Here is a 14377-nt window from a genome sequence, read left to right on the forward strand (position 1 = left end):
GCTCGTCGAGCCAGCCGCCGGACGCGCGCAGCCCTCCCTGCTCGGCTGCCGACCCGGAGCGCCAACGCCGATCCCCTGGTGATCGGCGTGATCGACGCCGAGCACCGTCGTTGATGCCGGTGGTGCGCTTGTCGGGCTGCTCCTTCCGAACGGAGGTCGCCGAGCGGATACCGCGAAATCGTCGAAGCCGGTCCTGTGCGCGGCGTCACCCGACGCCCGGCCACTCCTCGAGATCGCCCGTACCGAGCCTCGCGCCGAGCTGTCGCCCCGGGCCGCCCACGGCCCGCGCAAGCGCCTGCTCGTGCAAGTGCCGCCGCTCCTCCGGCAGGCGGGCGCGGAGGCGCGCCTTGACCGTCGCGAGCTCGCTCTCCGGGTACGAGCGCTCGATCAGCGCCACGAGCGACCGCCCGGCGGCAGCGTGGCGCACCTCGTCGCGCAGCAGCGACTCGAAGGTCCGCCGGATCGATGGCTCCCCGGCGGCGCGCACGTAGGCGCGCAGCGTCATCACCGACGCCTCTTCGACGAGCACGAGCTCGCGGGCGGCGATCTCGAGCGCCCTGGCCGCGGCAGGTTCGTCGGTGCGGGGCATCCGCTGCCCCCCGAGATCGATGTGGAGCGACTCCCATCCTCCGAGCCAACCGACGACCTCTGCGCACAGGCGGGTGTGGCGGAGCTCGTCTCCGATGATCCGGTGGACGGCGGCGAGCGCTGGGTACGGCGCCGCCGCCTCGACGAGGGCCGAGAGGAGCTCGGTGTAGATCACCACCCCGCGGTACTCGCCCACGACACGGTGGCTCCAAGCGAGCTGAGCGTGCTCGATGTCCTCCGCGGTGAAGCGATCGAGATCGGGCCTCGCACCGGGTCCGTCCTCGACGCCAATCGAGGCCTGTGCGTCGAGATCGCGCGCGAAGCGGGCGAGTATCGGATCGTCCGTGGCGAGCTCGATCATCTCTTCTCGATCCGATTGTTCGCGCCCAGCGTGAAGAATGCGCCCATGTGCTTGAAGTGGGGTCGGAGCTGCATCTCGAGCCTGTACCAGTCGCTCTCGTGCTCGGTGTTCAGGATGCGCACCTTCACCTTGCGCAGGGGTTTCCGCGCGCGCGACGCCGCGGTCACCACGTCCCGATTCGCGACGTACTGAGCCAGCCAGTCGTTCAGCTCCTTCTCGGCTTCCTCCGGCGTCTCGAAGGCATGCTGGTAGGAGCGATAGATGACCTTGAGGTAATGAACGATGCGGGCGACGATGAAGAAATAAGGGAGGCGGGTCCCGAGCATGTGGTTCATCTCGGCGACCCTGCCCTCCTCCGAGTCGCCGAAGGAACGGGGCGCACGCAGGGAGCTCGCCGAGAAGAAGCACGCTTGCCCGGGACCGAGCGCCACGAGCGGGATCAGCCCGCGCTCCGCGATCGCGGCCTCCTGAGGGAAGGACAGCCCCACCTCGGTGGGGGCCTCGATCGCGCCCTCGCCCTCAGGCTGCGGCAGCCCCTCGATCAGTCCGCCGCCGCCGGGACCGATGATGTTCGGACACCACCGGTAACGCGCGAAGCTGGCGGTGAGCCGCGTGGCGAAGGCGAAGCTCGCGGCGCCCCAGCAGTAGCTCTCGTGGCCTTCGGTGCTCTCCTCGTACGCGAAGCTCGTCTCGGTGCGCTCGCCGCGCCCGAACGGCGCGCGCAGCAGGAAGCGGGGCAGAGCCAGCCCGAGCGCGCGTGCGCCCTCTTCTTCGCGCAGCCGCTGCAACACGTCGGGCACCTGGCCACCGTCTGCGGCGCCGAGCGCGTGATAACTCGCTATCCCGAGGAGACGCGGCGAGGCTGCCGCCACGAAGGGCGCCTGCGCCAGCAGCGCCACCGTCGCGCATCGCTGGAGCAGAGCCATTTCCTCCGGCTCCGGGCCGAACTCGAGATTCGCGAGGATCGCTCCGTAGGGCTCGTGCCCGCTCCCGATCGCGCGCGCGTAGACGATCGCGTGCAGCCCGCCCTTGTCGGCCGGGCCTGCGGCCTCGAAATCAACCCGCAGGTCCTCCTTGGAACAGTTGAGCAGCTCGATCCGGATGTTCTCGTCGAATTGCGTTCTCTCGACGACGAACCAGAGCCCACGCCAGGCCCGCTCGAGCCGCTGAAAGAGCGGGTGGTGGAGAATCAAGTCCACCTGCTCCGCGATACGCCGGTCGATGCCCGCGATCACGTCGGCGAGCCTCTCCGGGAGCAGCTGCAGCATCCGATCGTCATCGATGGGCCGGTGAGGCGTCAGCGTCATGGTGAACGAGTAGAGGCGCATCCGTCGCGATCCGCAAGCGCATCCCGCCAATCTGGGCGTGCCAGGAATGGCGAGAGAGGCTGGCGTCGAGGCTAGTTGCCAGCCGTGTGGGCGATCGCGAAGATGAGGTTCCGCTCGAGCCGGATCCCCTGCGGCGTGCGCCACGCCTCGAGCTCCCTCGCCAGCCGCTCGCGCACCTCGCGCTTCTCCTCGGCGCTCAGGTGCGAGAGGTGATTGCCGAACGAGCTCGAGCCGCTGTGCCGCAAGATCTCATCGATGTCGGCGGCGTGGTCGACGAAGGTGCGGATCTCCAGCGTGTCCACGATGAACCCGGCGCGCTGGAGCAGCGCCCGGGCCTCGTCGACCGTCAGCTTGTACGGGAGAGTGCCCTGCGCCTCTTTCCCGAGCTCGGCGAGCACCTTGCGCTGGATCGGCTCGAGCTGGTGCGGCTTCTCCCGCGATCCGGTGCTGAACCCGAGCTTGCCGCCGGGCTTCAGCACGCGCGCCGCCTCGGAGATGGCGCGCTGCTTCTGGACCTCGTTCAGCCAGTGAAGGACGCTGTTCAGGTACACGACGTCGAAGCTGCTCGTGGCGAAGGCGGAGAGATCCTCGGCGCGCCCGACCGCGGGCGTGAGGTTCGCGCGGGTCTTCTGCCGGGCGATGTCGACGCGGAGCGGGAGGGGATCGATGGCCACCACGCTGCCCTCGGTGCCGACGCTCTCGGCCACGTGCGCGGCGAGTCGGCCGGTGCCCGCCCCCACATCGAGCACGCGCTGGCCGCGCCGCACGCCCAGCGCTTCGATGAGGAGCTTGCCGTGGTTGAACTGCCGGTCGCTGCCGCGCTCGTAGGCCTGGGCGAGCTCCGGGGTATCGAGAGAAAGGCTGATCGTGGTCATGCGGGCCGCCTGAGCAGGGGGCGTGCCGGCGCCCGGTGCGGCGTGGCCAGCCGCGGGCGCAGCGAGCCGCGCCGGCGCCCCCCCCGCGAGCGAGCCGCGGCCCGCGATCGCCGCTGCTCGTGGATCAGCAGCGCTGCTGCTCGGCTGCTGGGCGCCGAGCAGCTCGGACAGCGCGCTCCCAGCCGCGGCCGGGCCATCCCGGAGCCGGCGGGCAGCGGCACAGGGCGTGCACTCCACGTGAGCTCGAGCCGCCTGCGCATCCGCGCGCCCGGAGCCCCCGGCGGGCGACGCATGCCCGCCGGCGCAGGACCTGCGAGATCTCTCGTGTAGAAGGGATGATTCAGATGGAGAAGCGACGGATCGGATCGCTCGACGTGTCGGTCGTGGGCCTCGGGTGCAACAACTTCGGCGGTCGCATCGACGAGCAGCGGACGGCGGCGGTGGTGGACGCGGCGCTCGACGCGGGCATCAACTTCTTCGACACGGCCGACATCTACGGCGGTACGCGCAGCGAGGAGCTGCTCGGCCGGGCGCTCGGCGGCCGGCGCAGCCAGGTGATCATCGCGACAAAGTTCGGCCTCCCGCTCGACGACGAGCGCAAGGGCGGCGCGAAGCCGGCGTACATCCAGCGCGCCGTGGAGGACAGCCTGCGGCGGCTCGGCACCGACTGGATCGACCTCTACCAGATCCACCGCCCGGACCCCGAGACGCCGATCGGCGACACCCTGGAGGCGCTCGACGCGCTGGTCCGCGCCGGCAAGGTGCGCGAGATCGGCAACTCGAACTTCTCGGCCTCCCAGCTGCGCGGCGCCGAGGAGGCCACCCGCCCGGGAGCGGCGCGCTTCGTGAGCGTCCAGAACGAGTACAGCCTGCTCCAGCGCGAGCCCGAGCGGGAGGTGCTGGCGGAGAGCGAGCGCCTCGGGCTCGCCTTCCTGCCGTACTTCCCGCTCGCGAGCGGGCTGCTCTCCGGGAAGTACCTCCCCGACCGCCCCGCCCCCGCGGGCGCCCGGCTCTCGGCGCCCGACGGCGGGCTGACCGCCCGCTTCCTGACCGAGCAGAACCGCAGCGCCGCCGCGGCCCTCGCCGCTTTCGCGTCGTCCCGGGGCCACACGCTGCTCGAGCTCGCCTTCTCGTGGCTCGCCGGCCGGCCGACCGTCGCCTCCGTGATCGCCGGCGCGACGTCGCCGGAGCAGGTGCGCGCCAACGCCGCGGCCGTGAGCTGGCGGCTGACCGCCGACGACCTCCAGCAGCTCGATCGCCTCGCGCCCGCGCCACGCTGAAGAGGGGCCGGCAGCCCTGAAGCGCCGCGCCCCCGCCTCCTGGCGTGACGCTACGACGCCTTGACGCCCTGGGCGCTCGGGTTCCCGGGCCCCTCGAGGTACTCGTCGTACGTCCCGTTGTACAGCTGCGGCCCCCGGGGCGACAGCTCGAGCACGCGGGTGCCGAGCTTGCCCACGAAGTGCCGGTCGTGGCTCGTGACGATGACCGTCCCCTTGTAGTCGATGAGCGCCTGGAGGAGCGCGTCGATGCTCTCGACGTCGAGGTGGTTCGTCGGCTCGTCGAGCACCACGATGTTGTTCTTCACCAGGATGAGCTTCGCGAGGAACAGGCGCGCCGCCTCGCCGCCGGAGAGGTTCTCCGTCTTCTTCAGCCCGGCCTCGCCGCTGAACAGCAGCTTGCCGAGCACCGAGCGGACGTGCTCCTTGGGCGCGCTCGGGTCGAAGCGGTACAGCCACTCGTAGGCCGTGAACCCCGGCTCGATCGCCTCGTGGTGATCCTGCGCGAAGTAGCCCACGTTCGTGTCGTGGCCCCACGTGACCTTCCCGGCGTCGGGCGAGAGCTCGCCGACGAGGAGCTTGAGCAGCGTCGACTTGCCGATGCCGCTCGGCCCGATCACGGCGAGCTTGTCGCCGCGGTTCAGGTTGAAATCGAGCTTCTGGATGACGTGCAGGTCGCCGAAGCTCTTGGCGAGGCCCTCGACGCGCAGCACGTCGCGGCCGGAGGGCTTCTCGATCTCGAACTTGATGTACGGCCGGACGACGCTCGTGCGCCGCACGTGGATGCCCGCCTCGAGCTTCTCGATCTCCTTCACGCGCGACTGCGCCTGGCTCGACCGGCTCGCGCTCGCGCCGAAGCGGGCCACGAAGTCCTTGAGCTCGGCGATCTTCTTCTTCTTCTGCGCGGCGTCGGCGTCCGACTGGCGCTTGCCCGTCGTCTTCTGCTCGATGAAGTCGTCGTAGTCGCCCGTGTAGAGCGTGACCGTCTGGTAGTCGACGTCGGCGACGTGCGTCGCGATCGCGTTCATGAAGTGCCGGTCGTGGCTGACGACGAGCAGCGTGCCGCGGAAGGTGTCGTTGAGGTACGCCTCGAGCCAGCGGATCGAGTCGAGGTCGAGGTGGTTCGTCGGCTCGTCGAGGAGCAGGACGTCGGCGCCCGCGAAGAGCGTCTGGGCGATGAGGACGCGGAGCTTGTACCCGCCCGCGAGCGTGCTCACCGTGCTGGTGTGCCGGGCGGTCGCGATCCCGAGCCCCTCGAGGATCTCGGCGGCGCGCGCCTCGGCGGTGTAGCCGTCCTCCTCGCCGATCGTCCCCTCGAGCTCGGCCAGCCGCATGCCGACCTCGTCGGTCATCTCGCCCTCGTACAGCCGGTCGCGCTCGTGCATCGCCTCCCAGAGGGCCCGGTTCCCCATCAGGACCGTGTCGATGATGCGGTGGGACTCGTAGGCGAAATGGTCCTGCTTGAGCACCCCGACCCGGAGCTGCTTCGGGATCTCGACGGCGCCCTGATCCGACTCCTCCTCGCCGGAGATGACCTTGAGGAGCGTCGATTTCCCCGCTCCGTTCGCGCCGACGAGCACGTAGCGCTTGCCGGGGTCGAAGCGCATCGACACGTTCTCGAAGAGAATTTTGGGACCGTACCGCTTGGTGAGCTTTTCGAGCGTGATCATCTCAGCGGCGCGGGGGATAGCACGTGGGCGCCTGCGCTTCCGGTGAATTCCGGCGGAAGCGCGCCCGGGCCAGCCCGGTCACGACGAACGTGGCGCGCCCGCCGGCCGCGCGCGCTCCAGCCGCAGCTCCTGCAGGGGCTCCCGGTGAGCTCCGCAGGAGCTCCCGGTGGCGGACGCCCACCGCGGCCAGGCGCCGCTGCGGCGTCCGCGCGCTGCTCGCGAAGCTCTCGCCGACGCGCACCAGGCTGGGGTCGCCCGCATCGAGCGCCAGCGCCAGGGCGTGCCGGAAGGCCGGCACGAGCTCATCGTCGTGCGAGACGGTGCCGCGGAGGTCCAGGCGGGAGAGCGCCGCCTGGCCGATCTCGATGGGCTCGGCGTGGACACGTCGGCCCTGAGGTCCTCGGCCGAGTCGTTCCTGCGGATGTGGGAGCGCGCCCAGGGCCCGCTCCCCCGCCGGTCGCCGCTGCGAGCCCTTGACCCGCCTTGCGTGCGCCCGCTGGATGGCGCCCCGGGTGATGGGCGTACGGATGCCGCCGGCGGGGGTTCCAGGCTCCGGATCGCCATCAAGGAGTCCCTATGCCCCGCGATCATCGACATGCGGCCCACGGGCCCCGCGGCCCAACGCTATGGCTCACTCGCGTGCGTCTTCGCACGTCGCGTGCAGCAATTTGTCGGGCTCACTCGGACCATTGCGGATTCCAGACAACCTCCCAGAGATGACCATCTGGGTCTTGGAAGTAACCGGAGTAGCCGCCCCAGAACGTGTCGTGCGCGGCCTTGATGATGGCGGCTCCCGCTGCCCTCGCCGTTGCCATGACAGAGTCAACCTCCGCCTTCGATGTGACGTTATGGCCCAGCGTCATCTCGGTCGGGCCAGCACGACCTACGGAGAGGCCCGTGTCCTGCGCGATGCTCGCGCGAGGCCACAAAGCCAGACGCAAGCCAGGCTGAAGCTGGATGAACACAACAGCGCCGTATTCAAATTCTTCGCCAACGATGCCTTCGGTCTGGAAGCCGAGGCCCTCCCTGTAGAAACGCAGCGACGCTTCGAGATCGTCGACGCCGAGTGTGATGACTGTGATTCGTGGCTTCATGTTCTCTTCATTTCGTCGTCCTGACGCGGCCCCTCCGCGCGCTTGACGAAGGCGCTCATCAACGCGGCGCATTCGGCCGGATGGGTCTCGAGCAGGAAATGCGGGCCGTCGAGGATGTGCGCCTCCATGCGCGGGAGCGCCTTCATCCAGGAGAGGGTCTCCTCGAGGTCGAAGAAGATATCGTGCCGCCCCCACAGCATCAGCGCCGGGGGCTGCCAGCGATCGAGATAATCGGCGATCTCCGCGAACCGCGCGAGATGGCTGCGATAGTCGAGCACCAGCGCGCGCTGCGTCTCGAGCCGGCCGGGGAGCGACATGATCCGCCAGTCCTCCTCCCACCGGGGATCGATGCGATCGGCGATGTCGCGGGGAACGCCGCCCACATATTGGTCGCGCGTCCCCTCGAAGGTCAGGTGTGCGGTCGCCTCGGTCTCCCGCTCCGGCGTGGGATCGTCCCAATAGGCTCTGGTCGCCGACCATTGCGGCCCCATCCCGATCTGATGGGCATTGGCATTCTGGACGATGAGGCTGCGTATCCTGCGCGGCGCGCGCGTGGCGAGATGAAGCCCTACCGCCGCTCCATAATCGTGAAGGTAGAGGTGGAAGGCCCCGGCTCCGAGCCGCGCGAGCAGTCCGTCGATCATGTCCGCGAAGCGCGAGAAGGAGGGCCGCTCAACCGGCTCGGAGCCTCCGAACCCCGGAAGGTCCGGGGTGATCACGAAGCAGTCCCGCGCGAGGGTGTCGATCACGTTCCGGAACGACTCCGAGGAGCTTGGAAAACCGTGGATCAGGAGAAGCGCCGGCTTCTCGCGATCGCCCGCCAGGCGGACCGCCATTTCGGCGCCTTCGATCTCAAACCTCACCAGCTCCGGTTCTCTCATCGCACCTGGCTCCTTCGATGCCTTCCCAGGTCTCTGCTGACGGCATCGAGCGCCGCCTCAAGCGGTTCGAGGGTTCGCCCTTCCATGAGGTCCTCCGTCCGACGTCGGCACGGAGAGCATGCCATCCCTCCGCCGTCGCCTCAAGCTCCGCCCGGCTCGGGCGGGCGAAGCAGCTCCACGCCCGAGGGGGAGCGCACGACCCTTAGCAGGATCCACCCCGTGCGCCGGCGGTGCGGAGGTCTGGCCTCGCGGAGCCGGTGCTTACGCCTGTCAGCGTCATCGGGCAGAGCTCGCTGAGCACTCGGATCATCGGGAGCGTGAGCGCCCGTTTGCGGCCCAAGACCTCCGAGACGCGTGCCCTGGAACCGATCAGCCGCTCAAGCTACTTGCGAGTCCACCCGAGTTGCTCGCAGCGCGCCTCGATCGCTGCGATCGGGTCTGGCGGCGCAATGGGGAGCTGCTTGCGCTCGTACGCGTCGACCAGCGTCGCGAGCGCATCGAGTTCTTGCGCCTCGGGCGAGCCTGGCTCGGCGTCCCAGAGCTCTTCGATTCTGCGGAGCGCCCGACCGTGACTCTCCTTATCCACAACAGGCTCGATCATCGCGGTGCCCTCATACGCTCGTCGCATCAATTTTGTCGTATTCGGCGCTGCCTCCCGGTGATGTGGTCGACTTGATGGGGGAGGATTGAAGTTTCTTGAGGAAGCTGGCAGTACTCACACGCGCCCTGAGCGCGCCGCTGTACCGTCTCCCGCACATCGTTCGAGAGCTTCACGAAGCCGCGCGCATCGTCCAGAAATCCTCGGCCTCAAGCTTGAGGAGGCTGAACCGGTCGTTCAAGCGGACGATCTCGGCGTACTCCCTTCGCTCCTCCGGGGTGAGCGCGCCTTCGGCGCTCTTCTGCGCGAGCTCCTCGACGCGTGGGGCCAGGTCTCTGCTGACGGCATCGAGCGCCGCCTCAAGCTGTTCGAGGGTTCGCCTTTCCATGAGGTCCTCCGTCCGACGTCGGCACGGAGAGCATGCCATCCCTCCGCCGTCGCCTCAAGCTCCGCCCGCCTCGGGCGGGCGAAGCAGCTCCACGCCCGAGGGGGAGCGCACGACCGGTAGCAGGATCCACCCCGTGCGCCGGCGGTGCGGAGGCCTGGCCTCGCGGAGCCGGTGCTTACGCCTATCAGCGTCATCGGGCAGAGCTCACTGAGCACTGAGCACTGAGCCCGTCTGCCGAACGACTGGCGTTAAGCTGTGTGGTCCCGAGCGCAGCGAGGGCCACGTCAGCTTTAACGTCCGAGTTCGGCAGCGACAGCTCCCGCGTTTCGCTGGTCCTACTCGCAGTAGTATTCTTCGTGCTCCGGCACACCATCCTTGATGACGGGCGTCTGTTGCGCCCATTGCATCCAGTACTCTAGCCGCGTCGCCAAGAACTCCCTGCGTTCAGTACTCATCAACGCATTCGCGAAAATCGCTTCACGAAGCCCTGCAAGGTCCACCAGCCCGTCGGCGTTGTACGGGCCGATGAGAAACGTGGGCGGCACATGTAGCACGCTGAACTTTCCACCGGGCTTTGAACGATCGACCCGCAGGGTTAGGGGGGAATCCATCCTCTCACTCGGACGGAGGCGGTCATACGTCATTAGAATCTCGTCCGAATGCGCAAGCAGTGCGCGGCTCTTCGCGAACTCCGAATTTGCGCGGGCCTCGTTTTCCCTGCCGTATATGAGAGCGTAGCACTGAATGAACTGCCGAGTCTCAAGCCTGCGTTGGTCTATTCCGTAGAGCTTTGTGAACTGGATGATATTCTCGGGTTCTCGAAACCAGAGCTGACCTGTCTCCCTGTCGCGATCGGGGCGCATCGCGGGGAAGGCTCATTGCCAAGGCCATTCCCGGCCGGCGTTCGGATACTTGCGGTCCCAGGGCGTCGGGGAGGGCCACCCAGCCGGCGCCGGCCGCGACATCGGCGGCGTGCTCGGCGCGCACGGCGGTGAGGTGATCACGGAGCGGGGGGACCAGGCGGAGCGGCAGCATCGTGATTCGATCGTTCCTGCCCTTGCCGTCACGAACGAGGATCTCGCGGCGCCTAAGGTCGAGGTCCTTCACGCGGAGCTCGGCGCATTCAAGCAGACGGAGGCCGGCGCCGTGGAGGAGGGAGGCCATGCGTCGCGGGACGCCGGTCATGCGATCCAGGAGAGCGCTCACCTCGGTCGGAGTGAGCACCGCGGGGAGGCGCGCGGGGCGCTTCGCTCGGGTGAAATCGACGTGCTGCGCGAGGGAGAGCGCGAGGACATGTGTGTAGAGGACGAGGATGGCGGCGGGGGCCTGGTTCTGCGTCGAGGCGCTGACGTGCTGGTCGGTCGCCAGATGCGTGAGGAACGCCTCGGCGAGGGCGGGGCCGAGGTCGCGTGGATGGCGGCGGCCATGCGAGAGAATGAAGCGTCGGCCCTCCTATACAAGCCCCGGCCCCCTCCTGCGCGGGCCCGTCCGCCCTCCGGCGCAGCCCGCCGATCCTCCTGCGCGGCCCTGTCAGTCCTCCTGCGCAGGCCGTCGATCCTCCTGCGCATGCCCCGGCGCCCTCCTGCGCGGCCCCGTCGGCCCTCCTGCGCAGCCCGTCGACCCTCCTGTGCAGACCCCGGCGCCCTCCTGCGCGGCCCCGTCGACCCTCCTGCGCAGCCCGCCGGTCCTCCTGCGCAAGCCCCGGCACCCTCCTGCGCGGGCCCGTCGGCCCTCCTGCGCAAGCCCCGGCCCCCTCCTGCGCAAGCCCCGGCCCCTCCTTCGCACCACCATTGGTGTCCTACGCTACACTCGCCCCCGTCCTGCGCGGCCCCCGCGCCCCTCCTGCGCACCCCTGTTGGTGTCCTTCGTCACCATCGCCCGGCTCCTGCGCGGCCCCGGCGGATCTCCTGCGCAGCCCCGGCGTCGTCTCGCACCCCTTTCGTGGTTGCTGCGCAACATTTTCTCCCTCGTGCGCCCTCTTCGCCAGCTCCATGGCCCGCTGCCCGCTGCGCCGGGCACGCCGCTCCCCCCGATGCCGCGGCACGCGGCCTCTCCCAACCCTGGGCCCCAGCGCCTCCCTCCCTCGCGACGTGACCGACTCGTGCTCTCCGCTGGCCAATGCCTTGTTCGCCGCTACCCTCGCCGATCCTGCGGCCCCCCACTCCGAGGGGCGCTGGCCCCGACAAGGAGGCGTATCTTTACCATGGCAAAGGCATCCACCACCACGTCGCCCAGGACCAACAAGGTCGCGAGGAAGCGCGCTCCGCGCGAGGCACAGGGCGCGCCCCGGTCCTCGACGAGAGCAGCAGCGTACACGCTGAGCGCCGCCCGCGAGGCCGAGCTCCTCGGAGAGGCCGCGTCGCTCGGGGACAACACCCTGGTGTTTCCAGGCAAGCTCGCTCGACGCGTCATCTGGGCGAGCCGCATCCAGCTCGCCGCCGAGCGCGACGCAGCCGACCTCGTCCGCACCCCGTTCCCCGAGGACGAGCCCGCGCTCACACGCGAGGAGATCCATGCGCTCCGCGACAAGATCGAGCTCCTGCGCGTCACGCAATCGCGCTGGCAAGCCGCGCAGCAGCGTCAAGAGCGGGCCATCGCGATGTTCAAGGGGCCGGCCACCGAAGCCGCCTCGCACCGGCAGACGCTCCTCCGCTTCTTCGATCTCCGCTTCAAGAAGAGCCCTGAAGGTCAAAAGCGGCTCATGGCGATCCGCGCAGGCCGCGGCGACGCGGATCTGGTCCAGGACGTCTCCGACCTCCTCTTGCTCTGCTCCGAGCACGCCGAGGCCCTTCACAAGGCGCCTTGCGGCGAGGCCTCCGCCGCGGCCCGCCTCCGCGAGCTCTCGCCGCGGCTCGCGCGCATGCTCGCCGACAAGAGGCTCTCTCCCGAGGCGCAGCGCGCGCGCAAGCTCCGCGACGCCGCGTACACCCTCGTCGTGCACGCCGAGCGGAGGCTGCGCACCGCCACGGAGTACTTGTACGCCGGCACCGACAAGATGAAGGACTATGCGCCCTTCCCCGTCTCCCGCGGCGCCGCGTCCACCGGAGAGGAGAAGGAAGGCGAAGCCTTCGCGGAGGACGGCGCGCCGGAAGGCGACGCGTCAGAGGAGGGCGCACCGGAAGACGGCGCGCCAGGCGAGGGCGACGACGAGGGGTAATCGCCCCTGGCCGCGGCGGGCGCGTCCATGAGGGGGCCGCGTCCGTCGATCGTCAGGAGAGCACTTCGGTGGCAGTCTTCGCCCCGAGGACGTTATCGATCCAGCGGTCGAGGGTCGCGATGTCCGTGCATGCCTGGATGCGCGCGCTCTCGTTCTCGGTGAGCACGATCCCTGCACGCGCGAGCAGCCGCAGCAGCGTGTCCCTCTTGCCCTCTCGCATGCCCTTGAGCTCGCCCTCTCGCATGCCCTCTCGCATGCCCTTGAGCTCGCCCTCACGGATGCCCTCGAGCTTGCCGCGATCGATGAGCTTTTGCACGAACGGAGGAAACGTCGCCTCGCCTTCGATCTGCCGTTCCATGACCAGTACCTCCAGCGCCTGCCTCATCGGCTCACGCAACCCGTTCCAGATGAGCTGAAAATAGACCATCGCGTGCGCCTGGTCGAGCCGGCCGAGGCCGGCGAGCGCCGCCTGGACCACGGTCAGCCCGCTCGGCCCGTTGCCGTGCGCCACCGCCGACAGCACGGCGAGCTCCGTCTCGTTCTCCGCGTCGGCCGGGTCGGTGATCTCGGGGACGACCCCCGGACCGAGCACCAGCGGCTCGACGTTGCCGCGGCCCAGGCCGAGGTCGATGTTCTCCGCGGCCCAGGCAGCCACGCCGGCGTCCGGCGCGACCACCAGGACGATCGTGCCGCAGCGCTTCCTGGCGCGCACGACCGCGACGTACGCCGGCCACGAGTACTTCTTGTCCGGGTCCACGTCGCGCTGCACCTCGATGACGATCGCCAGCACGAGCGCGTCGCTCTCGTCCCGAAGCTCCAGCACCAGATCGGCGCGGAACTCCACCGGGATGAGCTGGTCGAGCGACGACTCGACAACCGCAACCGAGGCGTGCGGCGGCACCTCGACGTGGAAGAGCGTCGCGAGCAAGCGCGGCGCGAGCTCCGGGTGCTCGCGGAACATCTCGACGAGGGCGTTGTGCTCGAGCGTCGGCATGACGCTCGGCCTTCAGCACCCCCCATGCCGGCACGAAACACCGGGAAAATGCGAGCAGAGCTCCAGATCAGGGGGTGGCGGCGCCATGGCGGACGCAGGCGGCCAGCGACGCCGGCTGGGAAGCAGACCGGGCCGGCGACAATAGCTGGACCGGAGCTCGCCCGCGCCCGCGCAGCACCGATCTGGGCTTCTGCCGCGTGTGGATGCGCTGCGCGCACCCGCGCGTCGGTCAGCAGGCCCTTGTTGGGCGGAGCTATCCAACGCTCGTTCGGCCACCCCAACCGACGAGCGAGCAGGCGATCCGCGTCGCCGCGAGGACAGCGATCATGAGATTGCGTTCAGGCGCCGCCCTCGCCCGCGGTGAACGGTGAACGCCGGCGATCACGCGGCGGTGGCTGAAGCGGCTTGAAAAGCACGAGTTGAAAGGCCCGTCGTAGCGCAAGGCGCTGCCGTGGATCGTAGTGGAAGCAGGACCTCCGGCAGTTCATGCCGAGCTGGATGGCCTTCGACATGCGCCTGATGAGCGAGCGCTTCCTCACCGAAGGCATGCTCCCCGAGGCCGGCGATGTGGTACGTCTCACCACGCTCCTGGGACGCCCCCTGCGCTCCTACCGCGACTTCGCCGCCGAGATCGCGACCTCGGTCCAGCGGCCGAGCGACACTCAACACTCACGACAAGGAACATCCTCATGATCTATTCGACCGCCACCGTCCCGGTGAACCCGGAAGGCGAGACCGAGCTGACCCGCGCGCAGGCATGGGAGGGCCTGGTCCTCAAGGCCCGCGACGCCCGCCTGTTCCTCCCGCCCGGCCTCTGCACCCGTTGCGACGTCGTCGAGGAGAGCGGTTCTCACATCGTGCGTGAAGCCACGATCGCAGGCGACGACCTGCGCGAGATCATCACGTTCGAGCCGCAGAGCAAGGTCACTTTCTTCCAGGCCACCGGTCCCCGCGAGGGCGCGATCATCAACGAGCTGTTCGAGGACACCGACGGCACGCTCCAGCTCCGCTTCTACTGCTACCTCGGCCTGCGCGGCAAAGAGCCGAACGGCCCCGAGGAGCAGGCCGAGCAGGAGTGGATGAACGGCGACAAGGGCTACAAGAGCGCCTTGCTGTCGACGCTGAAGCGCACCCGCGAGCTGCTCGCGGAGGGCCGGCTCTGATCA

Annotated in this window: 15 protein-coding genes and 1 pseudogene; 4 read left to right on the forward strand and 12 right to left on the reverse strand. The window is 69.3% G+C overall.

What is annotated here, in order from left to right:
• Positions 1–205: 205 nt before the first annotated feature.
• The 3 genes from WME75_RS29605 to WME75_RS29615 are packed head-to-tail and all read right to left on the reverse strand — an operon-like array spanning position 206 to position 3152.
• Positions 206–949 (reverse strand): ferritin-like domain-containing protein, encoded by a 744-nt coding sequence (locus WME75_RS29605; protein WP_437478026.1) that lies wholly within the window; start codon positions 947–949, stop codon positions 206–208.
• The gene (gene tssC, locus WME75_RS29610) at positions 946–2421 is read right to left on the reverse strand and encodes a type VI secretion system contractile sheath large subunit (protein WP_437478029.1); all 1476 of its coding nucleotides are present in this window, start codon (positions 2419–2421) and stop codon (positions 946–948) included. The genes WME75_RS29605 and tssC overlap by 4 nt, the downstream gene beginning before the upstream one ends.
• Positions 2349–3152, reverse strand: a complete 804-nt coding sequence (locus WME75_RS29615) for a class I SAM-dependent methyltransferase (RefSeq protein WP_437478032.1) — start codon at positions 3150–3152, stop codon at positions 2349–2351. Before WME75_RS29615 ends, tssC begins: the two co-directional genes overlap by 73 nt.
• Before the next feature lie 335 nt (positions 3153–3487).
• Here WME75_RS29615 and WME75_RS29620 point away from each other — a divergent pair, with 335 nt between their 5' ends.
• Positions 3488–4432: an aldo/keto reductase gene (locus tag WME75_RS29620; protein ID WP_437478035.1), complete on the forward strand. Its 945-nt coding sequence runs from the start codon at positions 3488–3490 to the stop codon at positions 4430–4432.
• A gap of 50 nt (positions 4433–4482) precedes the next feature.
• Here WME75_RS29620 and WME75_RS29625 read toward each other — a convergent pair whose 3' ends face one another.
• From WME75_RS29625 to WME75_RS29660, 8 genes are all read right to left on the reverse strand, one after another.
• The gene (locus tag WME75_RS29625; RefSeq protein ID WP_437478037.1) at positions 4483–6099 is read right to left on the reverse strand and encodes an ABC-F family ATP-binding cassette domain-containing protein; all 1617 of its coding nucleotides are present in this window, start codon (positions 6097–6099) and stop codon (positions 4483–4485) included.
• A gap of 1 nt (position 6100) precedes the next feature.
• A complete protein-coding gene (locus tag WME75_RS29630) occupies positions 6101–6397 on the reverse strand; it encodes a hypothetical protein (protein ID WP_437478040.1) in 297 nt (98 codons plus the stop codon).
• A gap of 379 nt (positions 6398–6776) precedes the next feature.
• Positions 6777–7193 carry a VOC family protein gene (locus WME75_RS29635; protein ID WP_437478043.1) on the reverse strand — a complete coding sequence of 139 codons (417 nt, stop codon included), beginning with the start codon at positions 7191–7193 and terminating at the stop codon, positions 6777–6779.
• On the reverse strand, positions 7190–8074 hold the full coding sequence (locus WME75_RS29640; protein WP_437478045.1) for an alpha/beta fold hydrolase: 885 nt from the start codon (positions 8072–8074) through the stop codon (positions 7190–7192). Before WME75_RS29640 ends, WME75_RS29635 begins: the two co-directional genes overlap by 4 nt.
• 382 nt (positions 8075–8456) lie before the next feature.
• Positions 8457–8675 (reverse strand): hypothetical protein, encoded by a 219-nt coding sequence (locus WME75_RS29645; protein ID WP_437478048.1) that lies wholly within the window; start codon positions 8673–8675, stop codon positions 8457–8459.
• A gap of 169 nt (positions 8676–8844) precedes the next feature.
• Entirely contained in the window at positions 8845–9060 is a 216-nt protein-coding gene (locus WME75_RS29650) for a hypothetical protein (RefSeq protein WP_437478051.1), read from the reverse strand.
• Positions 9061–9395: 335 nt separating this feature from the next.
• Complete coding sequence (locus tag WME75_RS29655) at positions 9396–9923, reverse strand: hypothetical protein (protein WP_437478054.1); 528 nt, start codon at positions 9921–9923, stop codon at positions 9396–9398.
• On the reverse strand, positions 9820–10497 hold the full coding sequence (locus WME75_RS29660) for a phage integrase N-terminal SAM-like domain-containing protein (RefSeq protein ID WP_437494950.1): 678 nt from the start codon (positions 10495–10497) through the stop codon (positions 9820–9822). Before WME75_RS29660 ends, WME75_RS29655 begins: the two co-directional genes overlap by 104 nt.
• Positions 10498–11263: 766 nt before the next feature.
• Between WME75_RS29660 and WME75_RS29665 the strand changes: the two genes are divergently transcribed.
• Positions 11264–12217 (forward strand): ATPase, encoded by a 954-nt coding sequence (locus tag WME75_RS29665; RefSeq protein ID WP_437478057.1) that lies wholly within the window; start codon positions 11264–11266, stop codon positions 12215–12217.
• Positions 12218–12269: 52 nt separating this feature from the next.
• On the opposite strand, the gene WME75_RS29670 is transcribed toward WME75_RS29665, so the two are convergent.
• The gene (locus WME75_RS29670; protein ID WP_437478060.1) at positions 12270–13211 is read right to left on the reverse strand and encodes a hypothetical protein; all 942 of its coding nucleotides are present in this window, start codon (positions 13209–13211) and stop codon (positions 12270–12272) included.
• A 462-nt stretch (positions 13212–13673) separates the two neighbouring features.
• Here WME75_RS29670 and WME75_RS29675 point away from each other — a divergent pair.
• Together WME75_RS29675 and WME75_RS29680 are read left to right on the forward strand one after the other, a co-directional pair.
• Positions 13674–13904 (forward strand): annotated as a pseudogene (locus WME75_RS29675) (hypothetical protein); the annotation flags it as partial.
• Positions 13901–14374 (forward strand): SRPBCC family protein, encoded by a 474-nt coding sequence (locus WME75_RS29680; protein ID WP_437478063.1) that lies wholly within the window; start codon positions 13901–13903, stop codon positions 14372–14374. The pseudogene WME75_RS29675 and the gene WME75_RS29680, both read left to right, overlap by 4 nt.
• Positions 14375–14377 lie beyond the last annotated feature (3 nt).

The sequence above is a fragment of the Sorangium sp. So ce1014 genome, from assembly GCF_051521505.1.
In the GTDB taxonomy this organism is placed as follows: Bacteria; Myxococcota_A; Polyangia; order Polyangiales; family Polyangiaceae; genus Sorangium.

Bases quoted from the DNA above. Each gene is read 5' to 3' on its own strand.
- WME75_RS29635 (WP_437478043.1), bottom strand. From the start codon at position 7,193: ATGAAGCCACGAATCACAGTCATCACACTCGGCGTCGACGATCTCGAA.
- WME75_RS29680 (WP_437478063.1), top strand. From the start codon at position 13,901: ATGATCTATTCGACCGCCACCGTCCCGGTGAACCCGGAAGGCGAGACC.
- WME75_RS29605 (WP_437478026.1), bottom strand. From the start codon at position 949: ATGATCGAGCTCGCCACGGACGATCCGATACTCGCCCGCTTCGCGCGC.
- WME75_RS29640 (WP_437478045.1), bottom strand. From the start codon at position 8,074: ATGAGAGAACCGGAGCTGGTGAGGTTTGAGATCGAAGGCGCCGAAATG.
- WME75_RS29650 (WP_437478051.1), bottom strand. From the start codon at position 9,060: ATGGAAAGGCGAACCCTCGAACAGCTTGAGGCGGCGCTCGATGCCGTC.
- WME75_RS29665 (WP_437478057.1), top strand. From the start codon at position 11,264: ATGGCAAAGGCATCCACCACCACGTCGCCCAGGACCAACAAGGTCGCG.
- WME75_RS29615 (WP_437478032.1), bottom strand. From the start codon at position 3,152: ATGACCACGATCAGCCTTTCTCTCGATACCCCGGAGCTCGCCCAGGCC.
- WME75_RS29620 (WP_437478035.1), top strand. From the start codon at position 3,488: ATGATTCAGATGGAGAAGCGACGGATCGGATCGCTCGACGTGTCGGTC.
- WME75_RS29645 (WP_437478048.1), bottom strand. From the start codon at position 8,675: ATGATCGAGCCTGTTGTGGATAAGGAGAGTCACGGTCGGGCGCTCCGC.
- WME75_RS29625 (WP_437478037.1), bottom strand. From the start codon at position 6,099: ATGATCACGCTCGAAAAGCTCACCAAGCGGTACGGTCCCAAAATTCTC.
- WME75_RS29670 (WP_437478060.1), bottom strand. From the start codon at position 13,211: ATGCCGACGCTCGAGCACAACGCCCTCGTCGAGATGTTCCGCGAGCAC.
- WME75_RS29655 (WP_437478054.1), bottom strand. From the start codon at position 9,923: ATGCGCCCCGATCGCGACAGGGAGACAGGTCAGCTCTGGTTTCGAGAA.